We start from the raw sequence: 12374 nt of genomic DNA, 5'->3' as shown, positions 1-12374 counted from the left end.
GAGTATGCCGGGCTCGCGCAGCGCCACGACCGCGAGGATCACGGGCAGCAGCCACCAGCGCCGGTCGGTGTCGATCGCGCGGGCACGGAACTGCCTGATGTCCTGCCACAGCGGCTGGTAGTTGATCCAGGCCACCAGGTCGCCGCCGAGCTGTTCGCGGGTGGCCACGGCCTGCTTGTGGTCGATGAGGACGGGCCGGCCGGCCGCCTTCGCCATCAGCTGGACCTGGCAGGACCGCTCCAGCGACATGAACCACCAGGCCGCGGCGTCCACCGAGTCCCCGACGGTGAGCAGCCCGTGGTTGCGCAGCACGAGCGCCTTGCGGGAGCCGAGGGCCATGGCGATACGGCGGCCTTCGTCGGCGTCGACGGTGACGCCGGTGTAGGCGTCGTAGAGCGCCACGTCCTCGTAGAAGGCGCAGCTCTCCTGGGTGATCGGGTCGACGAGGTCGCCGAGCGCGGCGACGGCCCGGCCGTGCACGGAGTGGCAGTGGGCGACGGCGACGACGTCGGGACGGGCGGCGTGGACCTGGGCGTGCACGGTGAACGCGGCCTGGTTGACGTGGTAGCGGCCCTCGACGACCTGTCCGTCCTGGTTGGCGAGGACGAGGTCGCTGACGGTGACGTGCTTGAACGGCATCCCGAACGGGTTGACCCAGAAGCAGTCGCTGAACTCGGGGTCGCGCGCGGTGATGTGTCCCGACACCCCGTCCTCGAATCCGGCGCGCCCGAAGATCCGCAGGGCGCCCGCGAGCCGCTCCTTGCGGTGCCGGCGCTCGTCCTCGACCGAGTCGTGCATCGGTGGCATGGCGAACTGCAGCTGGCCGGTGGGCAGCGGCAGGGGCGGGGTGGGCCCGTGCATAGGTCCTCCAGCGTGGGGAGTGCTGTACGGGGCGGAAGTTACCGCCGGTCAGCGCAAAAGGGCAGAGCTGTTTTGTAAAGATGACGTACACGGCGAATACACGACAGAGGATGTCCGGTTTACCGGTGAGGCTGGCTCGTATGAACTGGGCAGCCTTCACCACCGCAGCACCCGGACTGGCAGCGCTCGCCGAGGAGCGCTTCGGCACCTACCGGCACCACGTCCTCGCGTCCCTGCGCAGGGACGGGTCCCCCCGCACGTCCGGCCTGGAGGTCCGCTTCCTGGGCGGAGAGCTGTGGCTCGGCATGATGCCGCGCTCCCTGAAGGCCCTCGACCTGCTGCGCGACCCGCGCTTCGCACTCCAGGCGAACCCGGGCGCCGACGTGGGCAGCGGGGACGTACGGATCAGCGGCCGGGCGTTCGAGGTCGAGGACGGCGCGGCCAGGGCGGCATACGTCGAAGAGGTGGAACCGCCGCAGCCGTTCCACCTCTTCCGCACCGAGCTGACGGAGGTCGTACGGACCTACGTCGAGGACGAGAAGTACCTGGTCGCCCAGGTCTGGAAGCCCGGAGAGCCGGTGCGCACTCTCAAGCGGACGTGATCTTCAGCAGCGGGACTACTCCCACTCGATGGTGCCCGGCGGCTTCGACGTCACGTCGAGGACGACCCGGTTGACGTCCCGGACCTCGTTGGTGATCCGGGTCGAGATGCGGGCGAGGACGTCGTACGGCAGCCGCGACCAGTCGGCGGTCATGGCGTCCTCGGAGGAGACCGGGCGCAGGACGATCGGGTGGCCGTAGGTGCGGCCGTCGCCCTGGACGCCGACCGAGCGGACGTCCGCGAGCAGGACCACCGGGCACTGCCAGATGTCCCGGTCCAGGCCGGCGGCGGTCAGCTCCTCGCGGGCGATGGCGTCGGCGTCCCGGAGCAGGTCCAGGCGTTCCTTGGTGACCTCGCCGACGATGCGGATGCCGAGGCCGGGGCCCGGGAAGGGCTGGCGCTGGACGATCTCCTCCGGCAGGCCCAGCTCCTGGCCGACCATCCGGACCTCGTCCTTGAAGAGCTTGCGGAGCGGCTCGACGAGCTTGAACTCCAGGTCCTCGGGGAGGCCGCCCACGTTGTGGTGGGACTTGATGTTGGCGGTGCCGGTGCCGCCGCCGGACTCGACCACGTCCGGGTACAGGGTGCCCTGGACCAGGAACTCCACGGCCGGGCCCTCGTCGGCGATGATCTCGGCCTGCGCCTGCTCGAAGACGCGGATGAACTCGCGGCCGATGATCTTCCGCTTCTCCTCGGGCTCGCTGACACCCTTGAGCGCGGTCAGGAAGCGCTCCTCGGCGTCCACGACGACCAGCTTGACGCCGGTCGCGGCCACGAAGTCCTTCTCGACCTGCTCGGTCTCGCCCTTGCGCATCAGGCCGTGGTCGACGTACACGCAGGTCAGCTGGTCGCCGATGGCGCGGGCGACGAGGGCGGCGGCGACGGCGGAGTCCACGCCGCCGGACAGACCGCAGATCGCGCGCTTGTCGCCGACCTGCTCACGGATCGCGGCGACCTGCTCCTCGATCACGTTGCCCGTGGTCCAGGACGGGGTCAGGCCCGCGCCGCGGTACAGGAAGTGCTCCAGCACCTGCTGGCCGTGCGTGGAGTGCATGACCTCGGGGTGGTACTGGACGCCGTAGAGCTTCTTCTCGTCGTTCTCGAAGGCGGCGACCGGGACCACGTCCGTGGACGCGGTGACGGTGAAGCCCTCGGGGGCGGCGGAGCAGGCGTCGCCGTGCGACATCCACACGTGCTGCTCGGCCGGGGTGCCCTCGAAGAGGGTGGAGGACGTCCGGGAGACGTGCAGGTCGGTACGGCCGTACTCACGGGCGCCGGTGTTGTCGACGGTGCCGCCGAGGACCTCTGCCATGAGCTGGAAGCCGTAGCACATGCCGAAGACGGGGACGCCGGCCTCGAAGAGCTCGCGGCCGAGGCGGGGGGCGCCCTCCTCGTACACGGACGAGGGGCCGCCGGAGAGGATGATCGCCGCGGGGTTCTTGGCGAGCATCTCCTGGACCGGCATGGTGCTCGGCACGATCTCGCTGTAGACCCGCGCCTCGCGGACACGGCGGGCGATGAGCTGGGCGTACTGCGCGCCGAAGTCGACGACCAGGACGGTGTCGGGGGTGGCGGCAGCGGGAGTCGCTGATGACACGGGGTGCCTTCCGGCGGTTTGGGCGGGGGTCTGTGTCTCCGATTCTAACGGGGTGGGCGTGGGGGGCGTCCCGTACCCGGCGCCGTGGCATACTGACCGCCATGCGCAAGCACTCGACCTTCGTCTTTACCTATGGCACCCGGCCCGCCGGCTGCCATGGTCGTGCTGCTTGAGCGAACGCCAAGCGACTTCCCAGGCGCCCCGGGCCGACAAGGCCCGGGGCGCCTGTCGTTTTCCGGGTTCTGTCGTTCCGGGGCATCCGTCAGCCACCTCACGAGGAGCCCCCAGCATGAGCACAGCGACCACGACAAGTCCGGAACAGACCATCGCCGACGCCCGCGAACGCATCGACGCGCTCGACGACCGGATCATCGGGCTCATCCAGGAGCGGATGGCCGTGTCCACCGTCGTCCAGCAGACCCGGATCGCCTCCGGCGGCCGGCGGGTGAACCTCTCCCGCGAGATGGAGATCCTCGGCCGCTACCGCGAGGCCCTCGGCAAGCCGGGCACGGCCCTCGCGATGACCCTGCTGGAGCTGTGCCGGGGTCGCATCTGAGTTCGGTCCCGCTCTCACCCGTACGGCGCGTGACCGGCCCGCGGACCGCTTCGTTGATCCCGGTGTCCGTGCCAGCCAGGGGCGGGCCCGACAGAACCACGCGTGGCTCGCTGGAGCGATGAGGTGTACGGGTCGTGCCGTGCGCCGTGGGACCTCGCTCCAGGAAGTGACCGGACGGCAGGGGACAGCAGCCCGGTCACCCAAGAGAACGGTCGGCTCCGGGGACGCCCGGGGCCGACCGGCGGAAAACCGCAAAAATGCACCAGTGCCGGGTCAAACGGTTGCGGATGCCTCGCTCATCCAGCACGATGCGTAGAAAGCCCCAAGTCCCCTCGCAGACAACGGCATTGCCCTATCCCCGCCTGTCCGCCCGGGGCCGAGACCACAGTAGAAGCGGCGCACCCCCCGGCGCCGCTCCCAGGCACCGGCGCCGCCCTGACGTCGGTGCTGACGAAAGAAGGGCCCCGCGGCTCAACTCCCGCGGGGCCCTTCGTCATGCCCACCACTCACCACCACGCGTGACTCACGTCACATAAAAATCACGTGAGTCGACGCAACCCTTCAGGTCTCTCGCTGATCAAACCTGCTACCGGATCAAGAAGACGGTAAGAGCGAGGGACCTGCATTCGGAGGGGGATGCAGGTCCCTCGGCACTTCTCCGGCCCGATCACGTACTTCTCCGGTCCGGCTACTTCTTCGGCGGCACCGCCGGGATCCCCAGGAACGGCAGCTTCAGCGCGCCGAACGCGTCCGCCGGGACGGCAGGGGTGCGCGGCTCCACCGGCTTCAGGCGTTCGTACGCCGCTCCCTGCGCCGGACGCGGATCCTCCTCGCCCTTGTTCGGCCAGTACGACATGGCGCGCTCGGCCTGCGCGGTGATCGTCAGCGACGGGTTCACGCCCAGGTTCGCCGAGACCGCGGCGCCGTCCACGACCGAGATGCCGGGGTGGCCGTACAGCCGGTGGTACGGGTCGATCACGCCCGTCTCCGGGGAGGCGCCGATGGGGCAGCCGCCCAGGAAGTGCGCGGTCAGCGGGGTGCCCATCAGCTCGCCGACGTTGCTGCCCGCGAAGCCGTTGATCTCGGTGGCGAGGGCCGAGGCGGCCTCCGAGGCGGCCCTGATCTGCTTGGGGTTCGGCGCACCGTGGCCCTGCCGGGCGGTGAGCAGGCCCTTGCCGACGCCCTCGGGCTTCAGGTACGTCGTCAGCGAGTTGTCCAGCGACTGCATCACCAGGCCGATGATGGTCCGCTCCGACCAGCGCCGGTTGGACAGGGAGCGGGCGACCAGCACGGGGTGGCGGGCCGCGTTCGCCAGCCAGGCCAGGACGCGCGAGGAGCCCTCGGCGTAGGGGACCTGAAGGATGGACAGGCCGCCCATCGAGTTGGAGCCCTTGCCGTAGCGGACGGGCTCGATGTGCGTGTTCTCGTCGGGGTGGATGGAGGACGTGATGGCGACCCCGCGGGTGAAGTCGGCCCTCGTCTCTCCGGTCGCCCTGCGGTAGCGCCGGTTGTCGGTCTGCGCACCGACCAGCGCCTCGGAGTTGGTGCGGGTCAGGTCGCCGAGGCGGGCGGAGAGGTAGGGCAGCTGGCCGCCGGACTTCATGCGGTGCAGCAGGGTCTGGGTGCCGTACGTCCCGGCCGCGATCACGACCCGCCGCGCGGTGAAGAGCCGCCCCTCGCCCTTCTTCTTCTGGTCCGTCGGCAGCGTCGCCACCGCGTAACCGCCCCGCGAGTCGTCGGTGACGGACACGACCGTCGTCATCGGGTGGACCACCGCGCCCGCCTTCTCGGCGAGGTACAGGTAGTTCTCGTTCAGGGTGTTCTTCGCGCCGTGCCGGCAGCCGGTCATGCACTCGCCGCACTCGGTGCAGGCCTTGCGGGACGGGCCGGCTCCGCCGAAGTACGGGTCGTCGACCTGACCGCCCGGCCGCGCCTTCGCCGTCCCGTCGGCGTCCTTGCCGTCGCCGAAGAACACGCCGACCGGCGCCATGTGGAAGGTGTCGCCGACGCCCATCCGCTGTGCCGCCGCCTTCAGGTGCACGTCGGAGGGGGTCATGGTGGGGTTGAGCCGGACGCCGAGCATGCGCTGCGCCTGGTCGTAGTACGGCTTCAGCTCCTCCTGCCAGTCGGTGATGTCCTTCCACTGCGGGTCGTCGAAGAAGGCCTTCGGTGGTACGTAGAGGGTGTTGGCGTAGTTGAGCGAGCCGCCGCCCACCCCGGCGCCCGCCAGCACCATCACGTTGCCCAGCAGGTGGATGCGCTGGATGCCGTACATGCCGAACTTGGGGGCCCAGAGGTAGTTCTTCAGGTCCCACGAGTTCTTCGGGAGGGTGTCGCGGGCGAAGCGGCGGCCGGCCTCCAGGACGCCCACCTTGTAACCCTTCTCGGTCAGGCGCAGGGCGGTCACCGAGCCGCCGAACCCCGAACCCACGACGATGACGTCGTAGTCGTACCCGTCCTCGTCCCGGGTCTGGACAGACTTCTCCTGCGACACGTGCTCTCCTCGTCGAGAACGGGGTTGTCTTGCTCTAGCGGAAGCGGAACGCCTTCATGAGGCGGAGGCTGCGGCTCATGAACGCCGCGTACTTCTCGTCGTCCATGCCGAGTGACGGCGCCATCGGCAGCAGCCGCTGCTCGGCCACCGTCTGGGCCTCGGTGTACTTGAGGATGCCCTCGGAGCCGTGGCGGCGGCCGAGGCCGGAGTCCTTCATGCCGCCCATCGGGGACTGGACGCTGCCGTAGGCCGGCGCGTACCCGTCGTTGACGTTGACGGTGCCGGTGCGCAGCCGGGAGGCGATGTCCTGGCCGCGGCGGGCGCTCCTGGTCCACACGGACGCGTTCAGGCCGTACGGGGTGGAGTTGGCGCGCTCGACCGCCTCGTCGTCGGTCTTGAAGCGGTAGACCGACACGACCGGCCCGAAGGTCTCCTCCTCGCACACGGACATGGAGTCCTCGACGCCGTCGAGGATGGTCGGCTCGAAGAAGTACGGGCCGATGTCCGGGCGGGCCACACCACCCGCGACCAGCTTCGCGCCCTTGGCGACGGCCTCCTCCACGTGCCCTTCGACGGTCTTCAGCTGCCGTTCCCCGACCAGCGAGCCCATGTCGGCGCCGTAGGCGAGGGAGTTGCCGAGCCGCATGCCCCTGGTGCGGGCGGCGAAGCGCTCCAGGAAGGCGTCGGCGATCGACTCGTGGACGTACAACCGCTCGATGGAGATGCAGAGTTGACCGGCGGAGGAGAAGCAGGCGCGTACGGCACCGGCGGCCGCCTTCTCTATGTCGGCGTCGTCGAGCACCAGCATGGCGTTCTTGCCGCCGAGTTCCAGCGAGACGCCGACCAGGCGGGCGGCGGCGCCCTGGGCGACCTCGCGGCCGGTGCGGGTGGAGCCGGTGAAGGAGACGTAGTCGGCGTGACGGACGACCTCCGGGCCGACGACCGGGCCCTCGCCGAGCACGACCTGGAAGACGTCGGCCGGCAGTCCGGCCTCGATGAGCAGGTCACGCGCCCAGAGCGCGGTGAGGCAGGTCTCGGTGTCCGGCTTCATCACGACCGCGTTGCCGGCGACGAAGGCGGGCAGCGCGTCGCCGACCGACAGCTCCAGGGGGTAGTTCCAGGGGGCGATCTGGCCGACGACCCCGCGCGGGTGGCGGAGTTCGGTGACCTTCGTCAGGGTCGGCATGGCGCCGGCGTGCCGCTTGGGCCGCAGGTAGGCGGGGGCCTTGCGGCCGTAGTGGCGGGCGGCCACCGCGACGGCCTGGACCTCCTCGTGCGCGTGCAGCCGGGCCTTGCCGGTCTCCAGCTGGATCAGGTCGAGGACCTCTGCCTGCCGCTCGAGCACCAGGTCGTGGAAGCGGAGCAGCACGGCGGCCCGCTGCCGCACCGGCGTCTTCTCCCACACCGCCTGTGCGGCGCGGGCGGCCTGGAAGGCCTCAAGCACGTCCTCGGGGGTGGACTCGGGCAGGTCGGCCAGCTTCTCACCGGTGAACGGGGTGTGGTTGGCGGTACGGCCCGAGCCGACGACACCCTTGGTCAGCTGGGCCACCAGTTCGGGGGTGACCACGTCGGCGGCGGTGCGGGCGCCTTCGGGGGCGGGCGCGAGCGGGTTGGTACCGGTGATGTCCGGGGCCTGCGAGTCCGTCATGACGCGCAGGGTATGCCGCGACGGAGCCTTTGGGTACCCGTCGGTAACGGGGATTCACGGAGTACACACACAACGCCAGTGATCACTGGCAGCAAATGCGCTGATCAGGGCGTTGTCGGGGCGATGATCACTCGGCTCCGGGTTTTTTCGCGAGGAGGAGACCGAGGGCTGCGAGGGGGGTGCGACGGCGGGGGTCGGGGGTGGCGGGGTCGGGGGCGGCGGCGGGAGGTACGGGAACCTGAACAGGAGACACGGGCCGGGGTTCCGGCACGGGCTCGGGCGTCGTCTCCGCCACGGGCAGCACACCCCCGCACGCCTCCAGCGCCACCGCGACCTCCTCGGCGCCCGGCCGCGCCTCCGGCTCCGGCGCGTGCAGCCGGGTCAGCAGCGGGCCGAGCGGGCCGGCGGGCCCGCCCTCGACGGCGGCGGCGAGCAGCGCCCCGAGGGACCACAGGTCGGAGGCCGGACCGGCGCCGCGTCCCGACGCCCGCTCCGGCGCGACGAACTCGGCGGGCCCTTCTCCGGCGTGCCCGTCCCCGATCCCGAAGTCGGTGACGACGACCCGTCCGGTGCCGGACTCGATCAGCACGTTGGCGGGCTTGATGTCCCGGTGCACGATCCCGACGGCATGCGCGGCCCGGAGCGCCCCCAGGACGGCGAGCCCGACCCGGGCGGCCTCGGCGGGCGCCAGGGGCCCGCGCCCGACGGCCTCCCGCAGCGACTCCCCCTGGACCAACTCCATGACGATCCAGGGGAGTCCGTCCTCGGTGACGACGTCGTACAGGGTGACGGCCGAGGGATGCCGTACCCGGGCGGCAGCCCGTGCCTCCGTGCAGAGGCGGTGTGCGATCCGTCGGCTCTCCTCGTCGTCGGCCGGATTCCCGGGCAGGACGGGCTCCTTGACGGCGACGTCCCGCCGACCCTGTTCGTCCCGCGCCCGCCAGACGGTCCCGGACGGACCGGAGCCGAGCCGCTCCAGGAGCCGGTAGCGCCCACCGATCAACTGTTCGTCGGGCGAGAGTTCGCCGTCTCCAGTCATGTCACATGAGTACCGTGCGCACCACGCCCTTGTCGAAGCGGGCGGTCAGGCAGCCCATCGGTGCAGGGCGAACTCCCCTTTCTCCTTGCGCACTTCGACCGCGCCACCGCCACCGAAGTGCGCGGGGACGACCAACGCGCGCTCTTCGGCGGCGCGTTCGAGCACCCGGAGCCGGGTCGCGGCCGCCTGCCGTGGGTCGAGGCAGAAGCAGCTGCTGCACTCGGGGTGCGGGATCTGCAGCGGGCTGTGCAGGAGGTCCCCGACGAACACGGCCCGCTCGCCGCGCGATTCGACGTGCAGGATCGACGATCCAGGGGTGTGACCGGGGGCGGCCTCCAGGACCAGATGCTCGTCGATGCGGTACACGCCTTCCCACACCTCGGCCTGCCCGGCCCGGTGCACCGGCGCGACGCTGTCCTCGTAGATGAGCCGGTCGTCGACGCGGACGCCGCCCCCGTAGCCGCCCTCGGGCCCGAAGTGGTGGTCGTCGGCGGCCGGCAGGAGGTACCGGGCGCCCGGGAAGGTGGGCACCCACTCGCCGTCGGCGTCGTAGGTGTTCCAGCCGACGTGATCGGCATGGATGTGGGTGTTCACCACGACGTCCACCTCACCCGGATCCACGCCGGCCCGCAGGAGGCGCCCCGGAAGGTCGCCCTGCCGCCGGTGGAACAGCGGGTTCCCGGGCCGTTCCCGCTCCCTGCCCACGCCGGTGTCCACCAGGACGGTCCGCCCGGCACTGCGCACCACCCAGGTCTGCAGTGCCATCACGGCCATGTCGGCACCGGGCTCCCAGTGGCCGGGCGCGAGCTGCTCCTCGTACTCCTTCCACACCTCGGGCCCGCAGCCCGGGACGAGCTGCCGGGCCGGTACGAACGGCCCCTGCCATTCCACGACACGAAGGACCTCGACGTCCCCGATCACGAAGCTCTGCACGTTGTCTTCAGCCATGGACACGACCCTAGGAATCCGGGGTGAGCATCCCAATGCTCGTTCGGCTCGAATGGATACGCTGACGTCTCATGGACGTGCTGAGCGATGCGATCTCCGCGGTCCGGGTGGGCCGGCCCTCGTCGAACCGGCTCCGGGTGAGCGGCCGCTGGTGCGTGCGGCTGGCGCCGTACGAGGGCGCCGGGTTCCATGTCGTCCTCGGCGGGGCCTGCCGGCTGCTGCCGGAAGGGGGCGGTGATCCGGTGGACCTGGGCACCGGCGACGTGGTCCTGCTGCCGCACGGCGCGGGGCATGTGCTGGCGCACCGGGCGGCGGGACCGGCCGAGGCGCGGCGGGCGGTGCCCTTCGAGGAGGTGCGGGACACCGACGTACGGCTCCCGGGCGACGGAGCCGAGGTGGAGCTGCTGTGCGGCAAGTACCGCCTGGACCGCAGCCGGGCGCATCCATTGATGGCGGAGCTGCCGCAGGTCGTGCACCTGCGGAACCGGACGGGCCCGCACGCCGAACTGCGCTCCGCGGTCGATCTGCTGGCCCAGGAACTGACCGGCACCCGCCCGGGCGCGGCCCTCGCCCTCCCCGGTCTGCTGGACCTCCTGCTGATCTACATGATCCGGGCGTGGATGACGCAGGCACCGGCCGGGGTGTGGCCGGCCGCCCTGTCGGACCCGGCGACGGCGGCAGCGCTGCGCGCCCTGCACACCGATCCGGCGGCCCCCTGGACGAACGACCTGCTGGCCACCAGGGCGGGCGTCTCCCGGGCCACCCTGTCCCGCCGCTTCACCTCCCTGGTCGGCCGCCCGCCGATGGCGTACCTCACCTGGTGGCGCCTGACCCTGGCGGCGACCCGCCTGCGCGACTCGGACGTGCCCCTGGCGACGGTGGCCCGGGAGACCGGCTACGCCAGCCCGTACGCCCTCTCGCACGCGTTCAGCCGGGAGTTCGGGACCACACCGGGGCGGTACCGCGAGCGGGCCCGGGCCGACGAGCCCTTCCTCACGGCCTCGTGATGTCCAGGTTCGCGATCGCCGCCTTCGCCACCTCCCGGCCCCGGGCGGTGAAGTCGCCCTTGCCCGGGTAGCCGATGGTGAGCCGGTACAGGTCGCCGGACCTGGTGCGGTAGTAGAAGATCTGGATCTCCCGCGGGCGCGGGTTCTCGCTGTCGTCGGTGGTGAAGGCGACGGTGTTCGTGGCGGCCTGCCTGCCGCGGTACCCGGCGTTGTCGTCCGGGTGCGTCCTCGCGCCCTTGGCCATGTCGAGGTCGTAGGCGCCCTCGTTCTTGAACTTCTCGTCGTCGGCGCGCATCTGGGCCACGGCGTTGCTCTTGATCACGTTCAGGGAGTCCTCCGACTTCCTGGTCAGGTCCAGGACGATCGAGATGCCGCCGCTCCAGTCCGTGTACGACACCCAGCTCTTGTCGGTGGCGTTCTTGTCCGGGTGGCCCGCCTGGTAGGTCGTGGGGACGGCGAGGGTGACCCCCAGCTCGGGGTCCGCCCGCTTCGTCCAGCCGTCGGGGAGCGGGCCGGCGAAGGGGTCGGCGAGGACGAGGTATCCGGCCGCCGCGGCCGCGACCACGGCGGCGCCCACGCCCAGCCAGACCTTCCGGCCCGGCCGCCGGGAGCGGGCGGCGGGCGCGGTGACCCGCACCTGCTGGGTGGGTTCCGGCGCCGGCGGGTCGGCGGCCGCCTCCAGCAGGGCGCGGACCTGCGCAGCCGTCGGACGGCGGGCCGGGTCCTTCTGGAGCAGGCCGTTGACGGCCTCGGCCAGCGGGCCCCGCGCGGCGGCGGGCGCGGCCGGGGCGGCGTTGAGGACGGACTGGAGGGTGGCCGGGGTGTTGCTGCGGCGGAACGGGGAGACGCCCTCGGTGGCCGTGTAGAGGACCACGCCCAGGGACCACAGGTCGCTCGCCGGGCCGGGACGCTGCCCCAGCACGCGTTCCGGCGCGATGTACTCGGGCGAGCCGACGAAGCCGCCGGTGTCGGTCAGGTTCGTCTCGCCCTCGATCTGCGCGATGCCGAAGTCCGTGAGGACGACCCGGTCGTACCGGCCCAGCAGCACGTTGTCCGGTTTCACGTCCCGGTGCAGGACGCCCGCCGCGTGCGCCGCCTCCAGCGCGCCGAGCACCTGCAGACCGATCCGGGCCGCCTCGCGCGCGTCCAGCGTGCCCTCCTGGAGCGCGTCGCCCAGCGAGCGGCCGCGCACCAGCTCCATCACGATCCACGGGCGGTCGTCGACGACCGCGACGTCGTACACGTCGACCACGGCGGGGTGGTCGAGCCGGGCCGCCGCGCGTGCCTCGCGGCGCATCCGCTCGAAGGCGTTGGCGCGTTCCCGCTCGGGAAGGTGGTCCGGTACCCGGGGCTCCTTGACGGCGACCTCACGGTCCACCGTCTCGTCCTTGGCCCGCCACACGGTGCCCATCCCGCCGTGGCCGAGCTTGGCGAGCAGCCGGTACCGCCCGGCGATCAGCCGCCCGGCACCCTGGGCGGGCACCCCGGAAGAAAGCCGCGGGCCCGGGTTCGGGCCCGGGTTCGGGCTCGGGCTCGGGCTCGGCGGTTGCAGAACAAAACTCGTCGTGTCGTCGGCCGTGCGGCCGACTCCCCCGTCACTGCTCATGGTTCATCCATATCGCG

At 71.6% G+C, this 12374-nt stretch carries 9 protein-coding genes and 1 pseudogene; 3 read left to right on the top strand and 7 right to left on the bottom strand.

Annotation, left to right across the window (positions count from 1 at the left end; translation table 11 throughout):
* Nucleotides 1-96 precede the first annotated feature (96 nt).
* Nucleotides 97-861: pseudogene (locus ACWC5O_RS32385) on the bottom strand (class II aldolase/adducin family protein); the annotation flags it as partial.
* Nucleotides 862-1001: 140 nt separating this feature from the next.
* On the opposite strand from ACWC5O_RS32385, the gene ACWC5O_RS32380 reads away from it, so the two are divergent.
* The gene (locus ACWC5O_RS32380; protein ID WP_450590512.1) at nucleotides 1002-1463 is read left to right on the top strand and encodes a pyridoxamine 5'-phosphate oxidase family protein; all 462 of its coding nucleotides are present in this window, start codon (nucleotides 1002-1004) and stop codon (nucleotides 1461-1463) included.
* Between the two features lie 15 nt (nucleotides 1464-1478).
* Here the strand turns inward: ACWC5O_RS32380 and guaA are convergent, their stop codons facing one another.
* The gene (guaA, locus tag ACWC5O_RS32375) at nucleotides 1479-3059 is read right to left on the bottom strand and encodes a glutamine-hydrolyzing GMP synthase (RefSeq protein ID WP_450590513.1); all 1581 of its coding nucleotides are present in this window, start codon (nucleotides 3057-3059) and stop codon (nucleotides 1479-1481) included.
* A 289-nt stretch (nucleotides 3060-3348) separates the two neighbouring features.
* Between guaA and ACWC5O_RS32370 the strand changes: the two genes are divergently transcribed.
* Nucleotides 3349-3615: a chorismate mutase gene (locus ACWC5O_RS32370; RefSeq protein ID WP_450590514.1), complete on the top strand. Its 267-nt coding sequence runs from the start codon at nucleotides 3349-3351 to the stop codon at nucleotides 3613-3615.
* Nucleotides 3616-4303: 688 nt separating this feature from the next.
* On the opposite strand, the gene ACWC5O_RS32365 is transcribed toward ACWC5O_RS32370, so the two are convergent.
* The 4 genes from ACWC5O_RS32365 to ACWC5O_RS32350 form a co-directional block, all read right to left on the bottom strand.
* Nucleotides 4304-6109, bottom strand: a complete 1806-nt coding sequence (locus ACWC5O_RS32365; protein ID WP_450590515.1) for a GMC family oxidoreductase N-terminal domain-containing protein — start codon at nucleotides 6107-6109, stop codon at nucleotides 4304-4306.
* Nucleotides 6110-6143: 34 nt separating this feature from the next.
* The gene (locus tag ACWC5O_RS32360; RefSeq protein ID WP_450590516.1) at nucleotides 6144-7757 is read right to left on the bottom strand and encodes a succinic semialdehyde dehydrogenase; all 1614 of its coding nucleotides are present in this window, start codon (nucleotides 7755-7757) and stop codon (nucleotides 6144-6146) included.
* A gap of 127 nt (nucleotides 7758-7884) precedes the next feature.
* On the bottom strand, nucleotides 7885-8796 hold the full coding sequence (locus tag ACWC5O_RS32355; protein ID WP_450590517.1) for a serine/threonine-protein kinase: 912 nt from the start codon (nucleotides 8794-8796) through the stop codon (nucleotides 7885-7887).
* Nucleotides 8797-8841: 45 nt separating this feature from the next.
* Complete coding sequence (locus ACWC5O_RS32350) at nucleotides 8842-9744, bottom strand: MBL fold metallo-hydrolase (RefSeq protein WP_450590518.1); 903 nt, start codon at nucleotides 9742-9744, stop codon at nucleotides 8842-8844.
* A gap of 71 nt (nucleotides 9745-9815) precedes the next feature.
* On the opposite strand from ACWC5O_RS32350, the gene ACWC5O_RS32345 reads away from it, so the two are divergent.
* A complete protein-coding gene (locus ACWC5O_RS32345) occupies nucleotides 9816-10751 on the top strand; it encodes an AraC family transcriptional regulator (protein ID WP_450590519.1) in 936 nt (311 codons plus the stop codon).
* Here the strand turns inward: ACWC5O_RS32345 and ACWC5O_RS32340 are convergent.
* On the bottom strand, nucleotides 10738-12357 hold the full coding sequence (locus ACWC5O_RS32340) for a serine/threonine-protein kinase (protein ID WP_450590520.1): 1620 nt from the start codon (nucleotides 12355-12357) through the stop codon (nucleotides 10738-10740). The two genes, ACWC5O_RS32345 and ACWC5O_RS32340, sit on opposite strands and share 14 nt — an antisense overlap.
* Nucleotides 12358-12374 lie beyond the last annotated feature (17 nt).

The sequence above is a fragment of the Streptomyces sp. NPDC001450 genome, from assembly GCF_053597295.1.
Note: the sequence above shows the minus strand (reverse complement) of the source record. Positions and strands in the feature narration are given on the sequence as shown.

What these genes read in the sequence shown, in the direction of transcription:
- ACWC5O_RS32345 (WP_450590519.1), top strand. Translation starts at nt 9,816, where the DNA reads ATGGACGTGCTGAGCGATGCGATCTCCGCGGTCCGGGTGGGCCGGCCC.
- ACWC5O_RS32380 (WP_450590512.1), top strand. Translation starts at nt 1,002, where the DNA reads ATGAACTGGGCAGCCTTCACCACCGCAGCACCCGGACTGGCAGCGCTC.
- ACWC5O_RS32370 (WP_450590514.1), top strand. Translation starts at nt 3,349, where the DNA reads ATGAGCACAGCGACCACGACAAGTCCGGAACAGACCATCGCCGACGCC.
- ACWC5O_RS32355 (WP_450590517.1), bottom strand. Translation starts at nt 8,796, where the DNA reads ATGACTGGAGACGGCGAACTCTCGCCCGACGAACAGTTGATCGGTGGG.
- ACWC5O_RS32340 (WP_450590520.1), bottom strand. Translation starts at nt 12,357, where the DNA reads ATGAGCAGTGACGGGGGAGTCGGCCGCACGGCCGACGACACGACGAGT.
- ACWC5O_RS32350 (WP_450590518.1), bottom strand. Translation starts at nt 9,744, where the DNA reads ATGGCTGAAGACAACGTGCAGAGCTTCGTGATCGGGGACGTCGAGGTC.
- ACWC5O_RS32360 (WP_450590516.1), bottom strand. Translation starts at nt 7,757, where the DNA reads ATGACGGACTCGCAGGCCCCGGACATCACCGGTACCAACCCGCTCGCG.